The organism is Moraxella oblonga NBRC 102422 (assembly GCF_001598275.1).
In the GTDB taxonomy this organism is placed as follows: Bacteria; Pseudomonadota; Gammaproteobacteria; order Pseudomonadales; family Moraxellaceae; genus Moraxella; species Moraxella oblonga.
This window is the reverse complement of record NZ_BCYQ01000015.1, coordinates 20752-46826: the sequence shown is the minus strand read 5'-3', so window position 1 is coordinate 46826 and position 26075 is coordinate 20752. Positions and strand designations below refer to the sequence as shown.

30 protein-coding genes and 1 tRNA gene are annotated in these 26075 nt (G+C 39.9%); 19 read left to right on the top strand and 12 right to left on the bottom strand.

Translation table 11 applies throughout. From position 1 onward, the window contains the following. Positions 1-47 precede the first annotated feature (47 nt). The 8 genes from rpoB to MOB01S_RS05810 form a co-directional block, all read right to left on the bottom strand. Positions 48-4139 carry a DNA-directed RNA polymerase subunit beta gene (gene rpoB, locus MOB01S_RS05845; protein WP_066802595.1) on the bottom strand — a complete coding sequence of 1364 codons (4092 nt, stop codon included), beginning with the start codon at positions 4137-4139 and terminating at the stop codon, positions 48-50. A gap of 315 nt (positions 4140-4454) precedes the next feature. After that, positions 4455-4826, bottom strand: a complete 372-nt coding sequence (gene rplL / locus MOB01S_RS05840) for a 50S ribosomal protein L7/L12 (RefSeq protein WP_066802593.1) — start codon at positions 4824-4826, stop codon at positions 4455-4457. Positions 4827-4878: 52 nt separating this feature from the next. Continuing rightward, positions 4879-5379, bottom strand: coding sequence for a 50S ribosomal protein L10 (gene rplJ, locus MOB01S_RS05835; RefSeq protein WP_066802608.1), 501 nt, complete (start codon positions 5377-5379; stop codon positions 4879-4881). A gap of 308 nt (positions 5380-5687) precedes the next feature. Next, positions 5688-6389 (bottom strand): 50S ribosomal protein L1, encoded by a 702-nt coding sequence (gene rplA / locus MOB01S_RS05830; protein ID WP_066802591.1) that lies wholly within the window; start codon positions 6387-6389, stop codon positions 5688-5690. Then, positions 6389-6820 carry a 50S ribosomal protein L11 gene (rplK, locus tag MOB01S_RS05825; RefSeq protein WP_066802589.1) on the bottom strand — a complete coding sequence of 144 codons (432 nt, stop codon included), beginning with the start codon at positions 6818-6820 and terminating at the stop codon, positions 6389-6391. The genes rplA and rplK overlap by 1 nt, the downstream gene beginning before the upstream one ends. A 118-nt stretch (positions 6821-6938) precedes the next feature. Next, entirely contained in the window at positions 6939-7472 is a 534-nt protein-coding gene (gene nusG, locus MOB01S_RS05820; protein ID WP_066802587.1) for a transcription termination/antitermination protein NusG, read from the bottom strand. A gap of 11 nt (positions 7473-7483) precedes the next feature. Continuing rightward, positions 7484-7984 carry a preprotein translocase subunit SecE gene (gene secE, locus MOB01S_RS05815; protein WP_066802585.1) on the bottom strand — a complete coding sequence of 167 codons (501 nt, stop codon included), beginning with the start codon at positions 7982-7984 and terminating at the stop codon, positions 7484-7486. Between the two features lie 57 nt (positions 7985-8041). Beyond that, a tRNA-Trp gene (locus MOB01S_RS05810) sits at positions 8042-8117 on the bottom strand. A 130-nt stretch (positions 8118-8247) separates the two neighbouring features. Between MOB01S_RS05810 and MOB01S_RS05805 the strand changes: the two genes are divergently transcribed. Continuing rightward, positions 8248-8730: a DUF302 domain-containing protein gene (locus MOB01S_RS05805; protein ID WP_066802583.1), complete on the top strand. Its 483-nt coding sequence runs from the start codon at positions 8248-8250 to the stop codon at positions 8728-8730. Between the two features lie 31 nt (positions 8731-8761). Here the strand turns inward: MOB01S_RS05805 and MOB01S_RS05800 are convergent, their stop codons facing one another. From MOB01S_RS05800 to hemH, 4 genes are all read right to left on the bottom strand, one after another. Beyond that, positions 8762-9613 (bottom strand): DMT family transporter, encoded by an 852-nt coding sequence (locus MOB01S_RS05800; protein WP_066802581.1) that lies wholly within the window; start codon positions 9611-9613, stop codon positions 8762-8764. A gap of 51 nt (positions 9614-9664) precedes the next feature. Further along, on the bottom strand, positions 9665-11689 hold the full coding sequence (gene ligA / locus MOB01S_RS05795; RefSeq protein ID WP_066802579.1) for an NAD-dependent DNA ligase LigA: 2025 nt from the start codon (positions 11687-11689) through the stop codon (positions 9665-9667). 91 nt (positions 11690-11780) lie between these two features. Next, the gene (locus MOB01S_RS05790; RefSeq protein WP_066802576.1) at positions 11781-12863 is read right to left on the bottom strand and encodes a cell division protein ZipA C-terminal FtsZ-binding domain-containing protein; all 1083 of its coding nucleotides are present in this window, start codon (positions 12861-12863) and stop codon (positions 11781-11783) included. Positions 12864-12965: 102 nt separating this feature from the next. After that, positions 12966-13928, bottom strand: a complete 963-nt coding sequence (hemH, locus tag MOB01S_RS05785; RefSeq protein WP_066802575.1) for a ferrochelatase — start codon at positions 13926-13928, stop codon at positions 12966-12968. Between the two features lie 153 nt (positions 13929-14081). Here hemH and MOB01S_RS05780 point away from each other — a divergent pair, with 153 nt between their 5' ends. The 18 genes from MOB01S_RS05780 to MOB01S_RS05695 all read left to right on the top strand — a co-directional run bounded on the left by MOB01S_RS05780 (position 14082) and on the right by MOB01S_RS05695 (position 26071). Continuing rightward, positions 14082-15641: an ABC transporter substrate-binding protein gene (locus tag MOB01S_RS05780; RefSeq protein ID WP_084349631.1), complete on the top strand. Its 1560-nt coding sequence runs from the start codon at positions 14082-14084 to the stop codon at positions 15639-15641. A gap of 233 nt (positions 15642-15874) precedes the next feature. Further along, on the top strand, positions 15875-16849 hold the full coding sequence (locus tag MOB01S_RS05775; RefSeq protein WP_066802574.1) for a tetratricopeptide repeat protein: 975 nt from the start codon (positions 15875-15877) through the stop codon (positions 16847-16849). Between the two features lie 72 nt (positions 16850-16921). After that, positions 16922-17308 carry a hypothetical protein gene (locus MOB01S_RS05770; RefSeq protein ID WP_066802573.1) on the top strand — a complete coding sequence of 129 codons (387 nt, stop codon included), beginning with the start codon at positions 16922-16924 and terminating at the stop codon, positions 17306-17308. Between the two features lie 71 nt (positions 17309-17379). Next, positions 17380-17754: a hypothetical protein gene (locus MOB01S_RS05765; protein ID WP_066802572.1), complete on the top strand. Its 375-nt coding sequence runs from the start codon at positions 17380-17382 to the stop codon at positions 17752-17754. A 69-nt stretch (positions 17755-17823) separates the two neighbouring features. Beyond that, the gene (locus MOB01S_RS05760) at positions 17824-18231 is read left to right on the top strand and encodes a hypothetical protein (RefSeq protein WP_066802571.1); all 408 of its coding nucleotides are present in this window, start codon (positions 17824-17826) and stop codon (positions 18229-18231) included. 81 nt (positions 18232-18312) lie between these two features. After that, positions 18313-18744, top strand: a complete 432-nt coding sequence (locus tag MOB01S_RS05755) for a hypothetical protein (RefSeq protein ID WP_066802569.1) — start codon at positions 18313-18315, stop codon at positions 18742-18744. Between the two features lie 74 nt (positions 18745-18818). After that, on the top strand, positions 18819-19316 hold the full coding sequence (locus MOB01S_RS05750) for a DUF4189 domain-containing protein (protein ID WP_066802567.1): 498 nt from the start codon (positions 18819-18821) through the stop codon (positions 19314-19316). 300 nt (positions 19317-19616) lie between these two features. Further along, the gene (locus MOB01S_RS05745; protein ID WP_066802565.1) at positions 19617-19838 is read left to right on the top strand and encodes a hypothetical protein; all 222 of its coding nucleotides are present in this window, start codon (positions 19617-19619) and stop codon (positions 19836-19838) included. Further along, on the top strand, positions 19828-20247 hold the full coding sequence (locus MOB01S_RS05740) for a type II toxin-antitoxin system VapC family toxin (RefSeq protein ID WP_066802563.1): 420 nt from the start codon (positions 19828-19830) through the stop codon (positions 20245-20247). The genes MOB01S_RS05745 and MOB01S_RS05740 overlap by 11 nt, the downstream gene beginning before the upstream one ends. Before the next feature lie 31 nt (positions 20248-20278). After that, positions 20279-20506 (top strand): type II toxin -antitoxin system TacA 1-like antitoxin, encoded by a 228-nt coding sequence (locus MOB01S_RS05735; RefSeq protein ID WP_066802561.1) that lies wholly within the window; start codon positions 20279-20281, stop codon positions 20504-20506. Between the two features lie 72 nt (positions 20507-20578). Further along, the gene (locus MOB01S_RS05730; RefSeq protein ID WP_066802560.1) at positions 20579-20992 is read left to right on the top strand and encodes a hypothetical protein; all 414 of its coding nucleotides are present in this window, start codon (positions 20579-20581) and stop codon (positions 20990-20992) included. Positions 20993-21011: 19 nt separating this feature from the next. Further along, positions 21012-21611 (top strand): hypothetical protein, encoded by a 600-nt coding sequence (locus MOB01S_RS05725; protein WP_066802558.1) that lies wholly within the window; start codon positions 21012-21014, stop codon positions 21609-21611. Between the two features lie 26 nt (positions 21612-21637). Continuing rightward, on the top strand, positions 21638-22759 hold the full coding sequence (locus MOB01S_RS05720) for a WG repeat-containing protein (RefSeq protein ID WP_066802556.1): 1122 nt from the start codon (positions 21638-21640) through the stop codon (positions 22757-22759). A 31-nt stretch (positions 22760-22790) separates the two neighbouring features. Beyond that, positions 22791-23228 carry a hypothetical protein gene (locus MOB01S_RS05715; RefSeq protein ID WP_066802555.1) on the top strand — a complete coding sequence of 146 codons (438 nt, stop codon included), beginning with the start codon at positions 22791-22793 and terminating at the stop codon, positions 23226-23228. Between the two features lie 10 nt (positions 23229-23238). After that, entirely contained in the window at positions 23239-23952 is a 714-nt protein-coding gene (locus tag MOB01S_RS05710; protein ID WP_066802554.1) for a hypothetical protein, read from the top strand. Between the two features lie 40 nt (positions 23953-23992). Then, positions 23993-24544, top strand: coding sequence for a hypothetical protein (locus MOB01S_RS05705; RefSeq protein ID WP_066802553.1), 552 nt, complete (start codon positions 23993-23995; stop codon positions 24542-24544). A 74-nt stretch (positions 24545-24618) separates the two neighbouring features. After that, positions 24619-25314, top strand: a complete 696-nt coding sequence (locus tag MOB01S_RS05700) for a hypothetical protein (protein ID WP_066802552.1) — start codon at positions 24619-24621, stop codon at positions 25312-25314. A 40-nt stretch (positions 25315-25354) separates the two neighbouring features. Next, positions 25355-26071, top strand: a complete 717-nt coding sequence (locus tag MOB01S_RS05695; RefSeq protein WP_066802551.1) for a hypothetical protein — start codon at positions 25355-25357, stop codon at positions 26069-26071. The last annotated feature ends 4 nt before the right edge of the window (positions 26072-26075 follow it).

Sequence of the window (26075 nt, the reverse complement as noted above, 5' to 3'; positions counted from 1 at the left end):
TTCATCTTGCGTGGGTATTTGCATGGCAAACACCCGATTAACAGCAATTATTTGTTCTCTTTTAGGTCAATGTTGATTGCCAACGAACGAATTTCTTTGGTCAACACATTAAACGACTCAGGCATGCCCGGATTCATGTATTGCTCACCGTCAACGATGTTTTTATACATACGGGTACGACCTTCCACATCGTCTGATTTGACAGTAAGCATTTCTTGTAGAGTATAGGTTGCTCCATACGCCTCCAATGCCCAAACCTCCATCTCACCAAAACGCTGACCACCAAACTGAGCCTTACCACCCAGTGGTTGCTGAGTAACAAGCGAGTAAGAACCAGTAGAACGGGCATGCATTTTATCATCAACCAAGTGGTTTAGTTTGAGCATATACATATAACCAACCGTTACAGGGCGGTCAAATTTTTTACCCGTACGTCCATCGTATAGAGTTTGCTGACCTGTTTCATTTAAACCTGCCAATTTCAACAACTCTTTGATTTGGGTCTCTTTGGCACCATCAAATACAGCTGTACCCATTGGCACGCCAGCACGTAGATTTTGAGCCATCGCTACAATATCTTCGTCTGACAAGCTGTCCAAATCCACCTGCTCACCGCCGACTTGGTTGTAAATTTTGTCTAAAAATTCACGAAGTTCAGATACTGCCACCTGTGAGCGAAGCATGTCGTTGATTCTGTCGCCCAAGCCACGAGCCGCCATACCCAAGTGCGTCTCCAAAACCTGACCAATATTCATACGAGAGGGTACACCAAGTGGGTTAAGCACGATGTCCACAGGGTTGCCATTTTCATCATAAGGCATGTCCTCCACAGGCATGATGCGAGAGACGACACCCTTGTTACCATGACGACCCGCCATCTTATCACCAGGTTGGATACGGCGTTTGACTGCCAAATAGACCTTGACAATCTTTTGAACGCCATGTGCCAAATCATCATTGGCAGTCAATTTGGCTTTTTTCTTGGCAAATTTATCATCAATCTCTGCTTGCTTGTCGGTCAAAAATTCAGAAATTTGAGTCAAACGCTCCGAAATTTCTTCTTCGGCAGGTTGAATGTCAAACAAAGTATTAAGCGGTAGATTTTCTAAATCTTGTGCGGTCAAAATCGTACCTGACTTAAAGCCAGCTCCGCCTGAGACTTTTTTGCCTGTCAAAAGTGCAATCACACGTGAGCGAGCTGCCGCCTCAAAAATCACAAGCTCTTCTTTTAAGTCCTTGCGATAATCATCAAGCATCGCTTTTTCAATCGCTTTGGCACGGCTATCTTTTTCCAAACCATCACGAGTAAACACCTGCACATCAATCACCGTACCTTTGGTTGATGATGGTACACGAAGTGAAGTGTCTTTAACGTCAGCTGCTTTTTCACCAAAAATCGCACGTAGCAGTTTTTCTTCTGGGGTTAACTGACTTTCACCTTTGGGAGTAACCTTACCCACCAAAATATCACCTGCATCTACTTCTGCACCGATATAGACGATACCTGCTTCATCTAGGTTGGCAAGAGCCGCTTCACCCACGTTTGGAATATCGGCAGTGATTTCCTCTGGACCCAATTTGGTATCACGAGCCACACACGTTAGCTCTTGAATATGAATGGTGGTGAAACGATCTTCTTGGACAACACGCTCAGACAGCAAAATGGAGTCCTCAAAGTTATAACCATTCCACGGCATGAATGCCACACGCATGTTTTGACCAAGTGCCAACTCACCCAAATCCGTAGAAGGACCATCTGCCAAAATATCGCCCTTAGCAATCACATCACCAGCATTAACGATAACACGTTGGTTGATACAGGTATTTTGGTTGGAGCGAGTGTATTTGATGAGATTGTAAATATCAATACCTGCTTCGCCTGCGGTCATTTCACTTTCGTGAACACGCACAATCACACGGCTGGCATCAACTTCCTCAATCACACCACCACGCTTGGCAACCACACACACGCCACTGTCACGAGCCACGTGGCGTTCCATGCCTGTACCGACAAGTGGTTTATCACTACGCAGGGTTGGCACAGCTTGACGTTGCATGTTTGAACCCATCAAGGCACGGTTAGCATCATCGTGTTCTAGGAACGGAATGAGCGATGCGGCCACTGATACCACTTGACGGGGTGATACGTCCATATGAGTTACTTTATCAGGACTCATACGTACTGACTCACCTTGATAACGTACCATAACCATTGGGTCGGTCAGCTCACCATGCTCATTCATGGGTGAATCTGCTTGAGCAATTACCATGCCTACTTCTTCAATGGCAGAGACATAATCAATGTCATCTGTTACCTTACCATCAACCACACGGCGGTATGGTGTCTCTAAGAAACCAAATTTGTTGGTTTTAGCAAATACCGCCAAAGAGTTAATCAAACCAATGTTTGGACCTTCGGGTGTTTCAATCGGACAGACACGACCATAATGCGTGGTATGTACGTCACGCACCTCAAAACCTGCACGCTCACGAGTCAAACCACCTGGACCAAGTGCTGATACACGGCGTTTATGAGTAATTTCCGATAGAGGGTTGTTTTGATCCATAAACTGTGAAAGTTGTGATGAACCAAAGAACTCTTTAATAGAAGCTGCTACAGGCTTAGAATTAATCAAATCTTGGGGTTGTAGATTATCAGACTCAGCCATACTTAGACGTTCTTTGACTGCACGTTCCACCCGAGCCAAGCCGATACGGAATTGGTTTTCGGTCATCTCGCCCACCGAACGGATACGGCGATTACCTAGATGGTCAATATCATCTACTTCACCACGACCATTGCGAATTTCAATAAGCATCTTGACCACATCGATGATATCATCTTTGGACAACACACCTTGCTCACGTTGCACATCAATATCATCGCTTTCTACAAAATCACGACCCAAACGGCGATTGAATTTCATGCGACCAACGTTAGACAAATCGTAACGTTCTTGGCTAAAAAACATTTGCTCAAATAGTTTTTCTGCCGTCTCTAACGTAGGTGGTTCGCCTGGACGCATAACTTTATAAATCTCAATCAACGCTTCTTCACGAGTAGTGATGGTATCAGCACGGAGGGTATCGGCGATATATGTTCCATGATCGATGTCGTTGGTAAATAGAATTTTGAATGCTGGCACTTTCTTTTCAAGCAGTCTTACCAAAGTCTCATGTGTAATCAAATCATTAGCACGAGCAACAATCTCATCATCAACCATTACATCTTCGGCAAGCACACGCTCATATAGGTATTCATCAGGCACTGCAAGTTTGGTTAAACCAGATTCCTTAATCTCCTTGATGCGTTTGGCATTGATACGTTTGCCTTGTTCAACAATCACTGTACCATCTGGAGCAACAATATCAAACTGAGCCATTTCGCCTTGCAGACGATCTGCCACCAATTCCATTTCAAAAGAGTTTTCACCCCTAAACACATCTACTGTTTCAAAGAAAGTTGCCAAGATGTCTTTGGTTTCCATACCAATGGCACGCAAAATTACCGTAGCCAACATTTTACGGCGACGGTCAATACGAGCGTACACCAAATCTTTAACATCAAATTCAAAATCAAGCCACGAGCCACGATAAGGAATGATACGGGCATTATAAAGCACCTTACCGCTAGAATGTGATTTGCCTTTGTCATGGTCAAAAAATACACCAGGAGAACGATGAAGCTGTGATACAATCACACGCTCCGTGCCGTTAATAATGAATGTGCCGTTAGCAGTCATGAGTGGGATTTCACCCATATATACTTGACTTTCACGCACATCTTTGATGGTGCCTTTATTGTCCTTATCTTTGACCACAAGGCGGATTTTGACACGCAAAGGAGCAGCAAAGGTTGAACCACGCATGATACATTCGCGCTCATCATACTCAGGCTCACCCAAATAATATTCTACAAATTGGAGTTCAGCATTGCCAGAATGGCTGATGATGGGAAAAATAGATGAGAACGCCGCTTGTAAACCGATGTTGGCACGTGCCGCAGGTTTTTTATGCTCTTGCAAAAACTGCTCGTAAGAATCCACCTGAATGGCGAGTAGATACGGCACGTCCATCACATCGGGCAGACGAGAAAAACTTTTACGAATACGTTTTTTTTCGGTATAAGAATATGCCATTGAGATTCCTTACGTTAAACCTAGAAAAGACACTCTGGCAGAGCGTCCACTAACACAACTTTAAAAACCACATCACCAACGCCAAACCATAAATATCGTTTTAAAGACGAAAAAACACGCCAAATACAATCATGTATTTAGCTTAATCTCAATCTAAAATAGTAAGGTCGTTCGCATGAGGTATGCTTGTCCTTTTTTAAGTGTAATAACACAAAAGGTCAAATTCCCAATTATACATGAAAAAACCCCATAACGCAATAGGCAATATGGGGTTTTTATTTATTTGGTTAGGTCAATTAAGACGCATGTTCCAAATTATTTCAACTCAACAGAAGCGCCAGCTTCTTCAAGTTTCTTCTTGATTTCTTCGGCTTCAGCCTTAGCAACACCTTCTTTAACAGTTTGTGGTGCGCCTTCAACTAGGTCTTTAGCTTCTTTCAAACCAAGACCAGTTAGCTCACGCACTACTTTAATGACAGCTACTTTCTTATCGCCACCATTAGTTAGAACAACGTTAAAGTCGTCTTTTTCTTCAGCAGCAGGAGCATCGCCAACAGCGGCAGGAGCAGCAGCAAGGGCTGCAGCAGATACGCCAAACTTTTCTTCCATCGCAGAGATAAGCTCAACGATTTCCATTACTGATTTAGCTGCAATCGCATCTAAGATTTGTTCGTTAGTCAATGACATAGCAATTTCCTATGAAATAAAAATTGAATTAAAAATAAAATGAAACTTAAAATTAAGCCTCTGCTTGCATTTTGTCGCGAAGTGCTGCAAGTGTACGAGCCAATTTGCCCGCCGCAGCTTCTTTCATGGTACCCATCAAACGTGCAATGGCTTCGTCGTAGGTAGGTAGGGTTGCAAGTTTATCAATGGATTTTGCATCAATAAATTCGCCTTCAAAAGCTGCACCCTTGATTTCAAACTTGTCGTTAGTCTTGGCAAACTCTTTGAACAAACGGGCAGCTGCACCAGGGTGTTCGTTTGAGAATGCAATCAGAGTAGGACCAACAAAAACATCATTCATGCAAGCAAAATTAGTATCTGCCAACGCACGGCGTAACAAAGTGTTACGAACGATACGCATTTCAACATTTGCTGCACGAGCTTGTTTACGAAGTTCGGTCATCTTAGCTACTGTTACGCCACGAGAATCGGCAACAACAGCAGAAAGGGCAACTTTGGCAGCTTCATTTACTTCAGCAACAATTGCTTGTTTGTCTTGAAGATTTAGTGCCATGGGTTGTCTCCATTTTTTATCACTAAGTGATTTAAATTTACAAATCAAATGATTTGCACCGAAAATACGGCGAGATTTCACCGTCTGCGTAGGCTGATTATTCATTTAGGTTGGTGATTAAAAATAAATACCAACACCTACGGTCTTAGACAGCACAACCCGTTGTGCTGAGCTAAAAATTGGTTCTTTGTTAAAATCAAACGGGTTATTTCAACAAAAACTTTGCCATTATAAGCGAAAAACTACAAAATGCAAGCACTTTTAAGTAAATCATTGAAAATAATAGTTTTTCGCCCAATCCCTAAAGATTATTTGTTGGCACGGTGTGGAACTGGATCAATCGCAAGACCCGGACCCATGGTGCTAGACAGTGTAATCTTCTTGATATAAATACCTTTAGAAGTAGCAGGCTTAGCACGTTTTAGATCATTTAGTAATGCTGTTGCGTTTTGCTCAATTTGCTCGCCAGTAAAACCAACTTGACCGATAGAAGCATGGATAATACCTGCTTTATCAACACGGTATTGAGCCTGACCTGCTTTGGTATTTTTAACAGCAGTTGCAACATCAGCAGTAACAGTACCTACTTTTGGGTTTGGCATTAAACCACGTGGACCCAAGATAGTACCCAATTGACCAACAACACGCATTGCATCAGGAGATGCAATAACCACATCAAAGTCTAAGTTGCCTGCTTTGATACTTTCCGCCAAATCTTCAAAACCAACAACATCAGCACCTGCTTCTTTGGCAGCATCAGCAGCTGCACCTTGTGCAAATACAGCAACACGTTTGGTTTTACCAGTACCAGCAGGTAGGTTGGTAGCGCCACGCACGACTTGGTCTGATTTACGTGGGTCAACACCTAGATTGATGGCGATATCAATAGACTCTTTGAATTTTGCAGGTGGTAGGCTATTTAGGATAGCTACTGCCTCTTCAATGGTGTATAGTTTGCTGCCATCAATTTTTTCATTGATGAGCTTTTGACGCTTGGTTAGCTTAGCCATTATACACCCTCCACATTAAGACCCATAGAGCGGGCGGTACCAGCGATGGTTTTTACCGCAGCTTCTAGGTCAGCAGCAGTCAAATCTGCTTCTTTGGTTTTAACGATTTCTTCAAGTTGGGCACGAGTTACTGTACCTACTTTGTTTTTATTAGGCACACTAGAACCTTTGGCAATACCAGCCGCTTTGCGTAGCAATACTGCCGCAGGTGGCGACTTCATGATGAAAGTAAATGATTTATCACTAAATACAGTGATAACCACAGGCACAGGCAGACCTGGCTCCATGTTGGCAGAAGCGGCGTTAAATTCTTTACAGAACGCCATGATGTTCACACCTTTTTGACCCAAAGCAGGACCAATTGGTGGTGATGGATTTGCCTTACCAGCAGGCACTTGTAGTTTGATGTAGCCATCAATCTTTTTTGCCATGAGAATCTCTCCGAATGGTGGGTAATAACGCCAAAAAGCTCCCCAAGTTGTAAATCAGCACAATGCCGATTCAAGGAAAAAGCCCCAATATTGGAGCTAGGTTGTAATTATACAACAATTAAATAATTTTTTCAACTTTATTAAATTCAAGCTCAACTTCGGTCGGACGGCTAAATACACTGACCGTCAAATATAGCTTGGATTTGTCATAGTCAACCTTTTTCACCATGCCTTTAAAATCCGTAAATGGACCATCAATGATAAGCACTTCCTCGCCTGGCTCAAACATGGTTTTAGGTCGTGGTGCATCTGCACCTTTGTTAATGCGATTTAGGATACGGTCAGCTTCGGCTTGGGTGATGGGTGCAGGATGCTCTGGTGTACCGCCAATAAACCCTGTAATATTTGGGCAACTTCTAACAATGTGCCAAGTATCTTCACGCATTTCCATATTAATAAGCACATAACCTGGAAACAGTTTATGCTCAACGGTACGTTTTTTACCATCTCGCATCTCAATAACTTCTTCGGTTGGCACAAGCACATCACCGAAAAATTCGGTCAGTTCACTGCGTTTAATGCGTTCAATCAACGCACGCTGAACTTGCTTTTCATAACCAGAAAATGCTTGAATGATGTACCAACGCATGATGTTTCCCCAACTTATTTAACTAAAATCAACCCAAATAATGAATGTAACAAAATATCAAATAACCAAATCAACACCCCAAAGACAATCATCACCAAGATGACCTGCCATGTATACTTGACAGTTTCATCTTTGCTTGGCCATGTAACACGGCGAAGTTCAATGCCCGCATCCTTCAATAAAACCTTGAAAGCACGACCTTGATTGGTAAAAGCCAAACAAATTACCGCAAACACAATCAATCCTGCAGTAATGGCAAGCTGTGTTATTGTGTTATTGGCAGGTGCCCAGTATTTGGGTAGATATTGAGAAATCAAGGTGGAGCTGATGAGTGCAACAATAGCAAGCAACCACAAAACCATGTCTTTTGGTGAGCGAGTTTTGGCAACTTCAACCATGTTTTCTTCGGAAACAACGACTGCTTTATGCTTATTAAGCATTTGTTGAGCAGTGGCTTTTGCGTCCGCCAGTTGATTCTCTAAATCGTTTTTGAGATTGTTTTTGTTATCGCTCATGCAAAAGATTTCCTTAAAATAAGGAATGGCTAATTAAAATAGGGAAGTGAGAAAAGATGGCAGGCGATGAAGGACTCGAACCCTCAACCTGCGGATTTGGAGTCCGCTGCTCTACCAATTGAGCCAATCGCCTGTAAGGTGTTAAGGACTGCTATTATATACTTAATTTTGATTTTTGCAAGTACTTTTTGCAAAATTAATAAAATTTTTGGCTTTATTTTAGGTGGATTTGATGTTAAGATATTTTCATTTGGAAAAATACCATGAAAATCCTTTACTTACCCCTAATCGCTGTCGCTTTATCACTAGGTGCGTGTGCCACCACTAATCCCACCTCCAAAACCATCCCAAGCATCATGACAACCAAAACCACCACCCTAACTAGCCCATATGGATTTGATGATACCGTTCGTCTCCTAAAAAACACCATTGAAAGCAAGGGCATGACCACCTTTGCTGTCATCGACCACAAACAAGCAGGTCAGAATGTCGGCTTATCCATGCAACCTGCCACCGTACTCGTCTATGGCAACCCCAAAGCAGGCACACCACTCATGCAAAAAGACCCTACTTTTGCTCTAAGCTTACCCCTAAAAGTACTCGTTACCGAAATCAACGGTCAAGTGCAAGTCATTTACACGCCTGCTGATGAACTCATCAAAGGCAGTAAAATTGAGCCTGCGGACGTAGCAAATACGCTTGCTAATGCCGAAAAACTCATCAAAGCAACGCTTGCCAGCAAGTAATGTAACATACACACAAAGCCATAAGTTAAGATTATGGCTTTTTTAATGACCCCAAATAAATCGCCAACAGCACCAAAAACGCCCCACCCCATTGCCCCCTTGTGATTGACTTATTTAACCAAAAATAATCAATCAGTAGTGTGGCAACAGGTTCGGTCAAAAGCAAAAGCCCTGTCAAAGACAAAGCAATCTTGGGAATGCTATACGCAATCAACCCCCACGCCATACATTGCATGACTGCCCCATACACCAAAATCCAACCCCATGCAGTGAGTGTGGTGGGCAGAATCTGACCTTGATTAAACATCAACATAAGCGGCATGAGCGACACAGTCCCGCCCACGCCCACCAATGTCATCATTGGAAAAATCGCCACTTCTGCCACTTCGTGAGTGCGTCGCACAAAAGACATGGATACCGCCAAAAACGCTCCTGACAAAATCCCTGAAACAAAACCCCACAAGGCAGATGAATTGTGAGCAAACTCTGGGCTTGCGATGAATGCGACACCAATAGATGCCAAAGCAAGGCTAAGTAGTTGCAATTTGGTTTGTTTTTCACCAAACCAAAGAAATCCAATGAGTGCCAAAAAGAAAATTTGCAAACTGTTTAATAGTGTAGAAATGCCCGGCCCTACCGCATGAATACTCTCATGCCACAATCCCAAATCAAGCCCCAACGCACCGCCTGAGATGAGTGCCAAAAAGACCGCCTGTCGTGAATGGGGGAATTTTTGACCAAAAATCACGGTCAGCCCCAAAAAGATAAAGGTAGAGACCAAAAGTCGCCAAAACGCCATGGCATATGCCCCCACACCGTCCACATGAGCAACAATGAGACTACCAAGCCCAAACAGTACACAGCCAACCACCAGCCCAATCATAGAAAACAGATTGGTAGGATTGGCATTTATCTTGTTCACATTCACACTCTATCATCTACCATACTTGGCAAGCATTGCCATAAACTCATCTTCGCCAACCACACGCACACCAAGCTCGGTTGCTTTGTCTAGCTTGGAGCCTGCTTTTTCGCCTGCCAGCAATGCCGTGGTCTTGGCAGAAACCGAACCTGAAACTTTTGCTCCCAATGCCTGCAAATGAGCTTTTGCTTCATCTCGCCCCATGCCAGACAATGTACCTGTTACCACCCATGTTTGGTTATCAAGAGGTGCATTACCCACATCTTTGACGACTGCTTGCCAATGCACGCCTAGTGCTATCAAGTCATTCACGATTACCATGTTGTGTGTGTTGTTAAAAAACTCATGAATATTTTGGGCGGTAATCTGCCCAATATCCACAACCTTCAAAAGCTCCTCCACGCTTGCTTTTTGTAAATCATCAAGCTTGCCAAAATGCTGTGCCAAGTTTAACGCCGTACTCTCACCCACCCCACGAATGCCCAAGGCAAAGATAAAGCGTGGGAGTGTGGTAGCTTTGGATTTTTCTATGGCAAAGAGTATGTTGGCGACCGATTTTTCGCCCAAGCCTTCTAGATTTTGTAAAACATCTACTTTATCAGATAGGCGGTAGATGTCGGCAACGGTTTTGATAAAACCCATTTCAAAAAATTTGACAAGCCACTGACTGCCCAATCCATCAATATCCATCGCACGGCGTGAGACGAAGTGTTTTAGGGCTTCTTGAACTTGGGCGGTGCAGATAAATCCCCCTGTACAACGAGCCAACGCTTCGCCCTCAGGCAGCACCACAGGCGAAGCACACACAGGGCACGTGGTGGGTAAACTCACCTCACGCACATTGTCATCACGCAAATCCATCATGACACCTGATACCTTAGGAATGACATCGCCCGCCCGATGTACGCTCACGACATCACCAATCATCACACCCAAACGCTGTATCTCGCCAAAGTTGTGGAGCGTTACATTGGAGACCGTTACTCCACCAACATTGATGGGGTCAAGTTTGCCCACAGGGGTAAGCTGTCCTGTACGTCCCACTTGCCATTCTACATCTAGCAGGCGAGTGGTGGCAGTAGTGGCAGGAAATTTATAGGCGGTTGCCCAACGTGGCTCACGACTTAAAAAACCCAAATCCTCTTGTAGGGCGAGCGAATTTACTTTTACCACCATGCCATCAATCTCAAAAGGCAACTCATCACGCCCACTCATGGTCGCTTGATAAAACTCATCAATCTGCCCCAAATTTGCCACCACTTTAAAGGGGGAGACATCAAACCCTTGATGTTTTAAAAATTCCATCGCCCCGCTTTGTGTATCGATGTTGTTGGGCAAACCCTGAATGACCGAATAACCATAAAACGCAAGGGGACGAGCTTTGGCGATGTTTGGGTTGAGTTGGCGAAGCGACCCTGCGGCGGCGTTGCGAGGATTGGCAAAGGTTTTTTCACCTTTGGCATGGCTGTCTTGATTCAGCTTGGCAAAGCCTGCCTTTGGCATCAGTACTTCGCCACGCACTTCCAAAAGCTCAATATCCACACAATCGGGCAACACCAGTGGCAAATTACGAATTGTACGTACATTGTGCGTTATATCCTCACCCACACGCCCATCGCCACGAGTAACAGCTTGGGTAAATATGCCGTTGACATACTTTAAAGACACCGCCAAACCGTCCAGTTTTAGCTCCATTTCAAATTTGGGATTTTTACTTTTATCATCTAGACGGTCATTGACACGGCGAACAAAGTTGGCAATATCATCTTTATCAAACACATTCCCCAAAGAAAGCATGGGAATATCGTGGGTAATTTGGGTAAAAAACGGCAACGGCTCACCACCCACATCATCAATGGGGCTATCAGGTTGTTTTAAGTGAGGAAAATTACTTTCTAACTCAACAAGTTTGGCACGCAAGCTGTCATACTCACCATCGGTAATGACAGGGTTATCAAGCACATAATAGGCGTGGTTGTGTTTTTTGAGTGCTTGTATCAAAGCACGCATTTGGGTGATGATGTCAATATTTGTCATGGCGTTGTCCGTGAAAATTGGTTTTTAAATTTGGTAAAATTTAACATTTAAAAAACCGTCTAAACAGACGGTTCTTAGAACATACTACCTCTTAGGCAACATAATCAGCGACTTGTAGGCGAATCTTTTCAATATAACCATCGTCCAAGAGATACCCCTCTTCATCGTGAATGTCAGCATTCAAATCTTTGGCAATCATGCGAGCGGTTGATACCATACTCTCAAAGCCACGCAAGGCGTGCGGATGTGGCAGGGATAAAAACAGCGAAAGTCCTGTAAAATGAGCATCTGGCAAGGTATTTAAGTCAAACACTTGTACACCATTATAATCCACACCCATCATACTAAACCACAAATCTCCCATGCCATCTTCACGCTCATAGCGATGGTACATATTCATCACGCCGTATTTGAGTCCATAGTTGCGAACGATATTAAGGACTTCTTTGCCTGACAAACCAACATATTGGTTGCGTGGGGTAATGACAATAGTAACGGTATCTTGGGCGTTGAGTAGTGGGTCGTTATTTTGGTCAAAGGCTTGTTGTTCAATCAAATGACGGTCAAGCATTGGCGAATTTTGATTGAACTCATTAGATGGTTCAGAAAATTTTTCTACAACGCTGTCTGTTTCTTGTTCATTTTCATAAGACACATCAGAATGCTCAACAGAAGTGTGGGTTGCCATTTGTGTTGCCACACCGTCTGCCATCTCTTGATGTGTAAAATCTTGGTGGGGTGCTTGGCGTATCACCTCTTGATGTTTTGCACTCTCTTGGTGTGGTACATCTGACTGATTGTCTGGTTCTGGGTGTATGGTGTATTTTGGTGACTCGGTAGGATTTTGGCTAGCAACCATCGCAAGGCTAGACAATGCGTCTGCTTTGGTTTCCTCAGCAAGTTCTCTGGCGGATTTGGGCTGTGGCACTTCGTCCAAGTCAATATCTACCGACTGCATGGGTTCATCTGGCACGATGTCAGGTGTTGTTGTTGGTTCTGGGGTAGGTACTGGCAAAGCTTCATCACGCTTATCTCGTGGCAAGATTGGCAAACCGTCTTTGTATTCCAAAGTTTCAGCGTCACCAGCGTAGGTTTTTGAACGTAAGTATTGAACAATCAAAAATAACCCAAATAGTACCACCAAACAACAAAGTATCGTCAAAAATGTATTCATAACCCAAACATCCTACATTTAAATTTTAAAAAATTTACCTATTTTATCACGCTTTATTCACTTCGTCATACATTTTTATCAAACAATCACAAACTACCCCACTCACACATACCTTTCCATGATTTGTTTCATCATTTCAATATGTAACTCATCGGTATTCAAGGCAGGAATATATTCATACGATTTACCCCCCGCATTCATAAAGTTATCACGGTTTTCCACCGCAAGCTCCTCCAAAGTTTCTAGGCAGTCAGCACTAAATGCAGGGCTTAGCACTTGTACCGATACACCCTGTTTGCCCCATTCACTCAAAAGCTCATCGGTGTAGGGTTTAAGCCACTCTTGAGCCCCAAAACGAGATTGGAAACTAACCGCCCACTCATTCGTCCCAAGCCCAAGCTCGCTTGCTACCAGTACGGCGGTTTTGCGACATTGCTCGGCATAGGGGTCGCCTTTGTCGGCATAAGGTTTGGGAATGCCATGAAAACTCATCAAAAGGCGGTCGGCTCGCCCATGCTCTACCCAATACTTTTGAATACTCTCAACCAATGCTTGTATATATAAAGGGTGGTCATGGTACTCACGAGTAAACTGTATGGCAGGCATATTACGCTCACGTTTACAATAATCTGCCACCTTATCAAATACCGCCCCTGTGGTCGTGGCAGAATACTGTGGGTACAAAGAAAATACTACCAAATCATCATAGCCTTGATTTTGCAAATCTCTCATCACGTGCTTGATGTTGGGATTGCCATAGGTAGTAGCAGGAAATACAGGGATATTTTTGCCATCACTGGCAAGGGCAGTTTGCAATAAACTTGCTTGCTTTTTTAAAATCGCAAGTAGTGGCGAACCTTCATCTGTCCAAACACTCTGATAAGCATGGGCAACACGCTTGGGGCGAGTGGTTAGCACAAATAAATTAAGAATGATTTGCCAGATAAAAGGCGGAATCTCAATCACCCGAGTATCGGACAAAAACTCACGCAAATAACGGCGTACTCCCTGTGGTGTGGGTTCATCAGGCGTACCTAGATTGACAAGAATGATGGCTGTTTTCATGAATGTTTATCATTTAAAAATTTGTCTTAGTTTAGCATTTTTTGGCACAAATAACAGTCAGTTTCATCAATTTTTCACATCAATCCTTTAAACCTACTTGCTTTTATGATTGTTATGCAATAACATAAATATTTTTTATTGCTGGAAAATATCATGAAACTTCGCCCCACCCCCCTTATTTTTGCTCTGACCGCCCTTGCCCTGTCTGCCTGTGGTGGCGACAAGGCACCGACAGACAGCCAAACCAAAACCAACGCCACCCCAGCCGACAAAACCCTGACAGTCGTTACTCCTTGGGAAATCACCAATGCCGACCCCAGTACATCAGGTTTTATCTATCAGCGTCTAGGCATTGGTGAGACACTCACAGACGTAGATGAAAATGGAGCAATCATTCCTGCCCTAGCCCAAAAATGGGAAACCACCGATGATGGTAAAACGTGGGTGTTTACCCTGCGTAGCGATGTCAAATTCCATGATGGCACGATAATGACCGCCAAAGAAGTGGTCAACAGTCTAAATATGGCACTCAAAAAACCCACCGCCCTAGAAAATGCCAAAATCAGTACCATCAAAGCCCTTGACGACAAAACAGTAGAATTTGCCCTATCCGAACCCATTAGCACACTACCTGCATTTTTGGCACACGCCACCGCCATCATCTTAGCACCCAACTCTTTTGATGATAAAGGACAAGCCATCACCATCATCGGCACAGGAGCATACAAAGCCGACAAAGTAGAACCACCCCAAAAACTTGAACAATCCGCCTATGCTAACTACTGGGGAACAAAAGCCCACATCAACCACATCAACTATCTTGCCAACTCTCGTAGCGAAACTCGCACCCTACTTGCCGAAGGCAATGATGACCATCTGGTGTACACGCTAGATTCAGCAAGTTTAAAACGTTTGCAAAATAACCCTGATTTACAAGTCGCTACTGCCACACTCGCTCGCACCATCACCCTAAAAATGAACATCGCCAACCCCCTATTTAGCGATAAAATCGTCCGCCAAGCACTCTCTGACGCCATTGACCGTGATGCCATCGCCCAATCCGTGCTACGCATTGGCGATGCAGGGGCGTATGAGCTACTACCGCCGATGTTTGGTGGTTGGCAAGTGGGCAATCACAAAATAGGCACGCCTGACTACAACGCCATCAAAGCCACCTTGCTTGCCAATGGTTTTACCGAACAAGATGGCAAACTTCATAAAGATGGCAAACCATTTACCATTTCACTCTTAACCTTCTCTGATCGTCCAGAGCTACCACTCATCGCCACCGCCCTCCAAGACCAATGGCGTAAAATCGGCGTGGATTTACAAATCAACATCACCAACGCCTCAGAAATCCCCAAAGCCCACCAAGACGGCTCACTACAAATGGCACTCTATGCTCGCAACTACGGCATGAGTCCTGACCCATTGCTCGCTTTGTCCGAAGATTTAAATCCCAAAGGCAGTGATTGGGGCGTGATGAATTATAAAAATGATGAACTCACCCAAGCCCTAACCGACATCGCCACTACTACCGATGATGCCCAAAAAACCAAACTCAAACAACAAATTGCCAAAATCCTAGTTGATGAACGCCCACTCATTCCTGTGGCTTATTATCAACAAAGTGCGTCCACTCACAAATCTCTACAAGGATTGACACTTGACCCATTTGAACGCAAATATAATTTAAATCTGCTAAAATGGTAAAAAAACAAAGACCACTTTTAAGTGGTCTTTTTTATGGCTAAAAACAATAAAAAGCGATGATTTTTAACAAAGGATAGATGAAATTGAACCATGTAGAAGTTTACTTAAATATTACTGGCGTAGTGATTTTGTAATCATTAAAAATTCTAATTGATAATATTGATAAAATGTGTATAAAATAAACCAATGTTATTTTTAGTGATTTTGTTTTTTAAATAAAAGAGGTGTTTTGTATGAAAAAACTTATCCTATCGGCACTCTTTGCCACCGCCCTATTTTCTGCCCCTGTAATGGCAAAAGTTGCCCCTGATATTATCAAGAGCTCGTATGGCGATTTTGATGCACAAGGGCAACTCTTATCTGCCAATCCTACTGCCCTAAAAGCAATGAAGTTTAAAACCGTTCAGAAAAAAGCCAATAAAGGCGATAATATGGCTCAATTTCATCTTGCCAAAATGTATCAATTGGGCATTCATACCCAAAAAGACGAAACTAAAGCCCAAGAATGGTATAAAAAATCTGCCGAAAATGGCAATGCCTTTGCGATGAATAATTATGCTAATTATTTAAGCGAAAATGAAGCCTTAGAATGGTTTAAAAAAGCCAGTGATTTAAATCAACCGCACGCCAAAATGTATGTGGCAATGTATTATATCAACAGCAAAACCGATATTCAAAAAGGCGTGGACATATTATTAGAGCTTGGAAAAAATGGCTTTGCCCCTGCCTATTTTTTGTTATCGCAAATTGCCACAGATTTACCTGCTGATATTTATAAAAATCTTTATCCAGACGAAAACGGCTCATTACATCATATCAAACAATCTGCCGAAATGGGATATAGCGATGCCCAAGTTTATTTGGCACAATTTTCTAGTATGCTGTTTTTGTTTGGAGCGGATATTGATGAAAATGGCAAAAAAGCCAATAATGAAATTAGCCAACTTGAAAAAACAAAACAAAATATCATCAACGCTTATGGTTGGGCAAAACGGGCGTGCAATAATGGCAATGAGCAAGGTTGTCGGGCATTGGCATTTTATGATGATTTTAAAGATGGGTTTAAAGATACTGAGCGAACAGAATTTATAAACTCATCTTGCAAAACCGAAACAGACCCTGAATTAAAACAGGAAATATGTCAAAGCGAGAAACTGTATCAAGACTTAAATCAGGCATTTGAAACCATAGACAAACGCTATCAATAATGGTTTAATAAAATGAATTGGGGAATGGTATTCTTTTTTCCCAATTCAATTAACTTTAAAAGGAAAACTTTTATGAAAAAATTTATTCTCCCCCTAACTCTTGTTTTAATCGCAAGCCCTGCCTTAGCAAAACCTGTCGTTACGCCAATTCAATTTGCCAAAGGCAGTGATTGTGGTTATTTTGAAGGCAATGTTAAAAATCGTGAATTGACCTTAAATTTAAAGAAAGGGCAATATTTAATTGTTACTGTTTCCAAATCATTTGACGAAGACGACTATGTAAACCCAAAATTAAAAGACCCAAAAGGCAAAGATCAACTGCCTTTTTCTAGCACCGTATTTGTTGATGAATATTTGGAGGAATATCAGATTGCACACACGGGCAAACATCGTTTTACTTTTGATTTGTATGATGAATATACCTTTGCTGAAATTAAATTTTGTGCTTACGATAAATAACTGGCATTCATTCCCTAATTGATTTAAATTGAGGAATGACATTTACTTTAACCTTAAAAAGGAAAATCCTTATGAAAAAATTTATTCTCCCCCTAATCCTTGCTCTAATTGCAAGCCCTGCATTGGCAAAACCTGCCAAAACTTATGTTACGCCAATTCAATTTGCCAAAGGCAGTGAATGCGGTTATTTTGACGGTAGTTTGGCAAATCGTGAATTTACTTTACATTTAAAGAAAAATCAATGGATTCGTATTGGTATTGAAAGCAGTAAACCCATTACAGAAATCGTCAAAGACCCAAAAGGCAAAACCCTAAAACACGATGATGGCGATGAATGGGGCGTTATTTATGACATTAAGCAAACAGGCAAATATCGCATTGCATTTGATTTGGACGATAAAGCCTATCCTTTTGCCGAAGTCAAAATTTGTGCTTATGACAAATAAATATCTTTCATTCCCTAATTGATTTAAATTGGGGAATGACATTCACTTTAACCTTAAAAGGAAACTTTTATGAAAAAATTTATTCTCCCCCTAATCCTTGCGTTAATTGCAAGCCCTGCCTTTGCCGAAACGGTGTTTTTGTGCAATACCACAAATGGCAAACAAATTAAATTGACGGATAATGGCGACACCTTTACCTATCAATTTGGTAAAGCCCAAAAGCCAGAACTTGTCTTAAAAGTCGCAAAAGAAGACATTATTGCTAATTGGAATGGGAAAGACGGTGTTTTTAATGATTTTATTGAAATTCCCAATCAATCAGTAAGTTATAGCGTATTTTCTTCATTGAATAAAAATACAAAAAAAGTAAGTGCAGGCGTAACCGTTTATCAGGACAATGCTAGCCCGAAAACCATTTTTTGCAATCCCAAGCAAATTAAGGTAAATAAAATTGAAAAATATACTTCATCAAACTAATTTTTAAAAACCCATTTCCCAATTTTTTAAATTAAATTAAATTGGGAAATAAAATTCACTTAACCCAAAAAGGAACACCTTATGAAAAAATTTGTTTTACCGCTAATCCTTGCGTTAATTGCGAGCCCTGCCTTTGCCGAAACGGTGTTTTTGTGCAATACCACCAATGGCAAACAAATTAAATTGGTGGATAATGGCGACACCTTTACTTATGAGTTTGGCAAAGGCAAAAAGACCGAGCTTGCGTTTTCCATTGCCAAACATAAGGTGCAATATGATGGCGGTTTTTGGAATGTAGAAACCAGCAACTGGTTTGAACTGCCTTACAGGGGCAATGTCTATACCGTATTTTCCAGTTTGGTGAATTTGGACGAAAATCGTGAAGAATTACCCACACCCAGAAAAAAAGCAGGGGTGATTATCAATCAACACAAACCCAATTCAAAAACCATTTTGTGTAATCCCAAACAAATCAAAGCAGATAAAATTGAAAGCTATGGCACGCCAAGTTGATTGTTAAAAAAGCCATTCCCAAGTTTAATTAAGCTTGGGAATGAAATTGACTTTAACCTTAAAAGGAAACTTTTATGAAAAAACTGTTAAAAATCTCCGCCACCGCTCTAATCATCGCAGGGGCAAATATGTTATTTAGCCAATCGGCTTTGGCGTGCGACCCTGCACAAGGTACAGGGCAATGTAGCAATATTGGCGGTTATGGCAATGTTAATTCTGGTGGTTATAGCGGTACACAGCATAAATACATTGGACTTGCTTGGACAAAAGATGATAAACCATTTTTTTATAATACCACAATGATTACAGCATATTATAATCCAACCCCATACGATTGGGAAATGCAAGATTATATTTTTATTAGCCGATGCAACCAAAGCAGTCAGCGTAGCCCTTGCAGAAAGGCTTTTTCAATGACAAATGGCTGTATCGCTATCGCCCAAGTAGGCGAGATGATGTATGCTGATGGTGGTGCAACTTGCAAAGAAGCCAAACAAAAAGCAATACAATGGTGTCAAATCAAAGATAGCAATCCCAATGCCTGTAAAATTTATAGAACTAAAAGGTCTTAATTTTAACTTTAAAAAGTAAAAATCTAAGACAAAAACGGTGTGTTATATACCCCTTAGGGTTTTTAAAAATTGGGCGAAAAAGTTATCCATATTCGCCCAATTTCCTAAATATGAAGGATTGTTTTATGAAAAAATTGATATTATCCGCTTTAATTAGCACGGCTTTATTTTCTAACATTATCCCTTGATTTTTCTTAAAAATTAAGATAGATTAAATTTAGACATCATTTAAAATATGTTATAATAGAACCAATCTAATTGGTTGTTTTTATTACAAAACTTAATTTTGGGAGTAAAAAAATGTTTATTGATTTACCACCACATATTGAACAAAGCATTGTTATCCAAGCCCAAAATGCAGGATTAAGCGTTTCTGACCTAATTAGCCAATGGGCAAATCAAGCCAATCCCTATCCCAAAGGCGACATTCGCCGATTAAAAGGCATTGCCAATACTGATATCAAAGCCAGTATTGATGAGATGAATAATGCGGTTGCAATGGGGGCTATTTATGGCGAATAAAATTGGTATTGATACCAATGTTTTGGTGCGATACATTGCCCAAGATGATGAAACACAAGCCAAAATTGCAGGCGATTTTTTGGAAAATTTAACGCTTGAAAATCAAGGTTTTGTTAATAATATTGTGATTGTAGAAACGATTTGGGTATTGACGAGAGTTTATAAAAAGACCCGTGCCGAAATGGTCATTATTTTGGAAACCTTATTTTCATCGTCTGTGTTGATATTTGAAAACTTAGCATTATTGTGGGAAGTGTTGGCAATTTATAAAAATACAAAAGCCGATTTTTCGGATTTGTTAATTTGCAAAATAAACCAAATGGCAAATTGCCAATTAACAGTAACTTTTGATGAAACCGCTTTTAAACAAGCAGGAATGGTGTCATTAACCACTTATCCAAATAGATAAGATTTTAATTTTAATATTTTTGGAGCAAAAAATGTTTATTGATTTACCACCGCAAACCGAGCAAATCATCGCCCAAGTTGCCAAACAAAATGGACAAAGTTTGCAAGATTTTATTGTCATTAGTGCTTATGAAAAAGCCTTGCAAAGTATGGCTAATCCACCAACGCAAGGACTAGGAGACCGCTTACACCAAATTTTTGCACAAGCACAATTTCCAGAACTCAATATTTTAGAAAGACAGGAATATCCAAGATTTTGAAAATATCAATGGATTATCAATGGTTAATCCATTTTAAAAAAGCAACCACCCAAAATTTTAAAGGAAATTGTGATGAAAAAATTGATATTATCCGCTTTAATAAGTACGGTTTTATGTTCTAATCTTGCCTTTGCCGAAACTTATTTTGAATGTACTGATACAGACAATAACCACATTAGCCTAAAAGACAATGGCGACTTGGTTCGTTATCATTTTAAAAATAGCGATGGCGAAACTTATTTTGATATGCAAAAAGACAGCATTGTTGCAAAAACAGAGTACCTAGACAATACTCAAGAACAATATGCTGAATTTTTTGGCGATAATGTCCATTATTATTTGGGTCATACCAAATTTACCAATGGCAAAGAAGAGACCTATTTAGAAATTACGATGACTGATGAATTTGGCAACATTAAGGAAATTCATCAATGTAACCAAGAATTGCCCATTTTAAATTCTCTGAATTTATTGAGCAATTTTTAATATTAAAAAGAGAGATTTTATGAAAAAGTCAATTTTATCCACCGTAATGGCAAGTTTGCTATTAACAGGCTGTACGACTGTTAAAGATACCGTTAGGGATTCCATATTTCCCATTGCTATGGTAACAGCGTTTGCAGTTGATAATTTGACAAGACCCAAAAAGTTAGATGAGTGCATTTATTTTAGCAAAATCAAAGACAGTAAGATTTTTGCTTGCAATTTACAATACAATTACGGTATTGCTCAAAGTAAAAAAGACAAAAGCCTTGCCTTAATTGACAAAGACGGCAATATTTTAATTCCCTATGGCAAATTTGAGTATTTTTCAGAAATTAAACCCAATTATTTTTGGACTTATCAAGACAAAAACACCGACAATTTTAATACAAGAGGCGTGGTTGATAGGTCAGGTAAAATTATTGTGCCTTTAAAATATATTAATGTCATAGATTATAAAGAATATTTTTGTGGCGATAACAACAACTACAAAAGTTATCACCCAGAAGGCAAAGATTGTTATGACCGTAATGGTAATTTAGTACACGGATTAAGCTCCAAAAATGATGTCTTTACAAAAGACGGATTGGTATCTAAAGATGACATTGACACAGAGCGTTAATTTTAAAATATGGTAAGGTTTTTTATATGAAAAAGTTAATTGTATCTGCTTTAATAAGTACGGCTTTATGTTCTAATATAGCGTTTGCTGATGTGACTGTATGTCCCAAATTTAGCAAAAACGGCTATACATATACCGATTGCCCAAATCAAGACATATTATTGATTAAAAAAGATGATAAATACGGCTTTGCTACCAAAGATAATAGCATTTTTGTAGAACCACAGTATAATACATCTATTTATTTTTATGATGGATTGGCAATTGTACAAAAAGATAAGAAATATGGTGTGATTGATACAACAGGAAAAATAATTATTCCTTTTCAATATGACAATCTTTCTAATTTTTTTAAAAATAATTTGATAGAATTTACAAGAAATCATCGCTCTGGTGTGATTGATAAAGACAATAACATTATTATCACAGCCAATTATGATACAGTATGGATTTTTGGTAACAAGTTGTTTGCAGTTAATAAAAATAACAAATGGGGAATTATTGATATTAAAAATCAAATAGTTGTCCCAATCATTTATGATGAAGTTTATGATTTTCGTGATGGTTTAGCACAAGTAAAATTAAATGGAAATTATGGTTATGTGAACAAAACAGGCAACTTAGTCATTGATGTCAAATACAAACAAGCAGATAATTTTAAAGATGGTTTGGCAATTGTCGCCAATAAAAACTACGCTCGGGGTGTAATTGATACAAAAGGTAAAACCATTGTGCCATTTATTTATAATTTTATTGATGAGTTTGATGATGGTGTAGCGGTAGTAACACAAGGGAAATATAAAGGATTGATTGATAAAACAGGCAAACTTCTAACCAAAGTTTATTATAAAGAAATTGGTAAATTTAATGATAATTTGGCGGTTGTGAAACAAAATGGCAAATATGGTTTTATTGATAAAACTGGCAAAGAAATTACTCCTATTCACTATGATATGGCTTGGGATTTTAGTGAAGGGTTGGCGGTTGTAGCTAAAAATAATAAATACCAATTTATTGATAAAAGCGGTAAAATTGCTATTAAGCAACGGTTTGATTTTGCTTATTCATTTGAAAATGGTCGGGCAAAAGTACTGTCCAATAAAGCTGAGATTTATATTGATAAGCAGGGTAATGTTATTAAAAAATAATCTTTTTTTTAATTGATATAGGGAAATTATTATGAAAAAATTAATTTTATCCGCCATTATTGGTACGGCTTTGTTTTCTAATATCGCCTTTGCCGAAACTTATTTTGAATGTACTGACATTTTAGGCAGTCAATTTCGTTTAACAGACAGCGAAAAAAGCAATGACTTTTTGACTTATCAAGTGATGTATCATAATGGCGAAAGTGAGCAATTTGACTTGCTAAAATCTGATGTAAATTTTATTGCAGATAATTTGCAAGACAATAAAAACCAAAACCATTATTTTCAATCTGCTCAATTTAAAAGCGATAAAGCCCACCACGAAATGTACTACCATAAATTTGCAGACAGCAAAGAATATGCTTATGTTACTGCCATTTTATTTGGTGAAGAAAGTATTGATGATAAAGGATTTTATCATTGTAATATGAGAAAACCTGTAATTCATTCTTTGGATAAATTAAAATAGGAGAATTGCGATGAAAAAACTTTTATTATCCGCTGTTATTGGCACAAGTATGGCAGTTATTTTAACCGCTTGCGTATCGCCAAAAACTCGCCAATTAGAACAGCACAATCAAGCTTTGTATGACAGCGTCAAAGCCGAAGTTAATCCCAATCCGACCCAAAAATACGACATTATCATAGATGCCAGTGATAGTATTGAAGGTTTGGTATTGAGCAAATTGACCGTTCATTTTTACAGCGAATGCAGATTATTTTTAAAACGCATTCCTGCGGTAACGCATATAGATAAGCCCTTATTTTATAGAGCCGTTTTACCCTTTAAGCAAATCGGCAAACAAAAATATCAAGCCACCGTTTATCAAGATTGGCTGATAGACAAAGATTATTTTAATCAAGGTAAAAATTGCGGTTGGGAAACGCCCAATGTTTGGTTTACATTTGAATCAACGACCAATCCTAATGCGACAATGATTGATTTTGCAGATATTGGGCGAGACCACGAAACAGGAAAATTATTGGCAGAAAATACCGCCTATCAAGGCACTTTTTATTTTAGTCGTCTGTTTATCGCCAATGCCAATCCAGAAAATAGGGATATGGTTAAAAAGATAGCTTTATCTCCAACCGATAAATGGTTTGGGGCAGAGCATCGCAATCATTTGGGGAGAATTACCATTACGGCAAAAAAACAGTTTGCTAAACCCACCACCAATCAAACACCGTAGTATTTTTATTCACTTTTATTTGCTTTAAAAGGAAAACTTTATGAAAAAACTGTTAAAACTTTCCGCCACCGCCCTAATTCTCGCAGGGGCAAATGTATTATTTAGTCAATCGGCATTGGCGTGTAACTCAACCGATTTTGCTTGTCAGCAACAACAGCAAATACAATGGCAATTACAAAATGACCCAAATTATTGCCATTATGGTTATAACCCAAATTGTGGCAATAATCGTGGCGGTTATGGTTATAGCAGTGGCTACCGTGTTAAATATCTAGGGTTATTTCGTGACCGCAATTATAAGCCTTATTTTGTAAGAAAATCTTATATCAGCAGTGACGGTTATTTGGATTTTGAACAAGCGGATGGTGATGGCTTGGCAGAATGCAACAAAAGTAGCAAGCGTGCCCCTTGTGAAACCCTAGCGTCCGTAAAAGGTAGTCGTGGATGCATTGCTTATTTGGATACACCACAAGTGCTGTATAGTTACCCTGCCGAAACTTGTAGGGAAGCCAAACAAATTGTCAATGACCGTTGTATGGCACGCTATAATGACCTAAATACCTGTAAAGGCATTAAAAGTAAAGAACTTTAATTGAAACTTTTATTAAAATTGGGCGAAAAAGTGATTGATATTTGCCCAATTTCCCCAAGTTTAAGGAAACTTTTATGAAAAAGTTTATGTCATCTGCTTTTAAAATCGCCATTATTGGTATCATACCAACGCTTGTATTAAGTGCCTGCGTTTCGCCAAAAACTCGCCAATTAGAACAGCACAATCAAGCCTTGTATGACAGCGTCAAAGCCGAAGTTAATCCCAATCCCACCCAAAAATACGACATTATTATAGATGCCAGCGACAGTATTGAAGGTTTGGAATTAAGCGAGCTATCCTTTGTTTTTCGCAGCGAATGCACATTATTTGTAAAACGCATTCCTGCGGTAACGCATATAGATGAGCCCTTATTTTACCGAAGTGTTTTACCTTTTAAACAAATTGGCAAACAAAAATATCAAGCCACCGTTTATCAAGATTGGCTGATAGACAAAGATTATTTTAATCAGGGTAAAAATTGCGGTTGGCAAACGCCTAAGGTTTGGTTTACATTTAAATCAACGACCAATCCTAATGCCATATTTTATTTTGCAGATATTGGGCAAAACCACGAAACAGGCAATTATCACGGTATTTTTTATTTTAGTCGTCTTCATATTGCCAATCAAAAAAATACAGATATTGCCAAAACGATAGATTTATTTCCAACCGATAAATGGTTTGGGGGAGAGCATCGCAATCATTTTGGGAAAATTTATATTACCGCCACCCCAAATTTTAATAAGTCCGATATGAATAAAAAGCCGTGATGTTTTTTAAATTGTTTTGATATTTTTAAAGGAAACTTTGATGAAAAAATTAATATTATCCGCTATGGTTGGCACAAGTATGGCATTTATTTTAACCGCTTGCGTATCGCCAAAAACTCGGCAATTAGAACGCCACAATCAAGCGTTATATCCCACCATTAAAGCCGAAATCAATCCCAATCCTACGCAAAAATACGATGTGATTATTGATGCCACCAATAGCATTGACGGATTGGCATTGAGTGAATTATCCATAGAATTTACCAGCAAATGCCGATTATTTTTAAGACGCATTCCTGCAACGGTAACAATTTCTGAGCCTTTATATCATAAAATGCCAGTCGCATTTCAACAAATCGGCAAACAAAAATATCAAGCCACCATTTATAAAGATTGGCTGATAGACAAAGATTATTTTAATCACGGTCAAAATTGTGGTTGGCAAACGCCCAGTATTAGATTTGCCTTTACGCCCAATCCCAATCCTTACGCTCTTGAATTATCCGATAGTACCGATATTGGGCGACATCACGAAACAAGAGAATTATTGGCGGACAATGAACCTTATCAAGGTACTTTTTATTTTAATCGCCTAAAAATTACCAATCCCAGAATATCAAACATTCATAACAAATATTGGGCAGAATTATCATCAACCGATAAATGGTATATAGATGAAGTTCGTCCACATTTGGGTAAAATTTATATTACCGCCACCCCAAATTTTAATAAGTCCGATATGAATAAAAAGCCGTGATGGT

Excerpts from the sequence above, each read along its gene's own strand:
- rpoB (WP_066802595.1), bottom strand. The coding sequence starts at position 4,139 with ATGGCATATTCTTATACCGAAAAAAAACGTATTCGTAAAAGTTTTTCT.
- rplL (WP_066802593.1), bottom strand. The coding sequence starts at position 4,826 with ATGTCATTGACTAACGAACAAATCTTAGATGCGATTGCAGCTAAATCA.
- rplJ (WP_066802608.1), bottom strand. The coding sequence starts at position 5,379 with ATGGCACTAAATCTTCAAGACAAACAAGCAATTGTTGCTGAAGTAAAT.
- rplA (WP_066802591.1), bottom strand. The coding sequence starts at position 6,389 with ATGGCTAAGCTAACCAAGCGTCAAAAGCTCATCAATGAAAAAATTGAT.
- rplK (WP_066802589.1), bottom strand. The coding sequence starts at position 6,820 with ATGGCAAAAAAGATTGATGGCTACATCAAACTACAAGTGCCTGCTGGT.
- secE (WP_066802585.1), bottom strand. The coding sequence starts at position 7,984 with ATGAGCGATAACAAAAACAATCTCAAAAACGATTTAGAGAATCAACTG.
- MOB01S_RS05805 (WP_066802583.1), top strand. The coding sequence starts at position 8,248 with ATGAAAATCCTTTACTTACCCCTAATCGCTGTCGCTTTATCACTAGGT.
- MOB01S_RS05800 (WP_066802581.1), bottom strand. The coding sequence starts at position 9,613 with ATGATTGGGCTGGTGGTTGGCTGTGTACTGTTTGGGCTTGGTAGTCTC.
- ligA (WP_066802579.1), bottom strand. The coding sequence starts at position 11,689 with ATGACAAATATTGACATCATCACCCAAATGCGTGCTTTGATACAAGCA.
- MOB01S_RS05790 (WP_066802576.1), bottom strand. The coding sequence starts at position 12,863 with ATGAATACATTTTTGACGATACTTTGTTGTTTGGTGGTACTATTTGGG.
- hemH (WP_066802575.1), bottom strand. The coding sequence starts at position 13,928 with ATGAAAACAGCCATCATTCTTGTCAATCTAGGTACGCCTGATGAACCC.
- MOB01S_RS05780 (WP_084349631.1), top strand. The coding sequence starts at position 14,082 with ATGAAACTTCGCCCCACCCCCCTTATTTTTGCTCTGACCGCCCTTGCC.
- MOB01S_RS05775 (WP_066802574.1), top strand. The coding sequence starts at position 15,875 with ATGAAAAAACTTATCCTATCGGCACTCTTTGCCACCGCCCTATTTTCT.
- MOB01S_RS05770 (WP_066802573.1), top strand. The coding sequence starts at position 16,922 with ATGAAAAAATTTATTCTCCCCCTAACTCTTGTTTTAATCGCAAGCCCT.
- MOB01S_RS05765 (WP_066802572.1), top strand. The coding sequence starts at position 17,380 with ATGAAAAAATTTATTCTCCCCCTAATCCTTGCTCTAATTGCAAGCCCT.
- MOB01S_RS05760 (WP_066802571.1), top strand. The coding sequence starts at position 17,824 with ATGAAAAAATTTATTCTCCCCCTAATCCTTGCGTTAATTGCAAGCCCT.
- MOB01S_RS05755 (WP_066802569.1), top strand. The coding sequence starts at position 18,313 with ATGAAAAAATTTGTTTTACCGCTAATCCTTGCGTTAATTGCGAGCCCT.
- MOB01S_RS05750 (WP_066802567.1), top strand. The coding sequence starts at position 18,819 with ATGAAAAAACTGTTAAAAATCTCCGCCACCGCTCTAATCATCGCAGGG.
- MOB01S_RS05745 (WP_066802565.1), top strand. The coding sequence starts at position 19,617 with ATGTTTATTGATTTACCACCACATATTGAACAAAGCATTGTTATCCAA.
- MOB01S_RS05740 (WP_066802563.1), top strand. The coding sequence starts at position 19,828 with ATGGCGAATAAAATTGGTATTGATACCAATGTTTTGGTGCGATACATT.
- MOB01S_RS05735 (WP_066802561.1), top strand. The coding sequence starts at position 20,279 with ATGTTTATTGATTTACCACCGCAAACCGAGCAAATCATCGCCCAAGTT.
- MOB01S_RS05730 (WP_066802560.1), top strand. The coding sequence starts at position 20,579 with ATGAAAAAATTGATATTATCCGCTTTAATAAGTACGGTTTTATGTTCT.
- MOB01S_RS05725 (WP_066802558.1), top strand. The coding sequence starts at position 21,012 with ATGAAAAAGTCAATTTTATCCACCGTAATGGCAAGTTTGCTATTAACA.
- MOB01S_RS05720 (WP_066802556.1), top strand. The coding sequence starts at position 21,638 with ATGAAAAAGTTAATTGTATCTGCTTTAATAAGTACGGCTTTATGTTCT.
- MOB01S_RS05715 (WP_066802555.1), top strand. The coding sequence starts at position 22,791 with ATGAAAAAATTAATTTTATCCGCCATTATTGGTACGGCTTTGTTTTCT.
- MOB01S_RS05710 (WP_066802554.1), top strand. The coding sequence starts at position 23,239 with ATGAAAAAACTTTTATTATCCGCTGTTATTGGCACAAGTATGGCAGTT.
- MOB01S_RS05705 (WP_066802553.1), top strand. The coding sequence starts at position 23,993 with ATGAAAAAACTGTTAAAACTTTCCGCCACCGCCCTAATTCTCGCAGGG.
- MOB01S_RS05700 (WP_066802552.1), top strand. The coding sequence starts at position 24,619 with ATGAAAAAGTTTATGTCATCTGCTTTTAAAATCGCCATTATTGGTATC.
- MOB01S_RS05695 (WP_066802551.1), top strand. The coding sequence starts at position 25,355 with ATGAAAAAATTAATATTATCCGCTATGGTTGGCACAAGTATGGCATTT.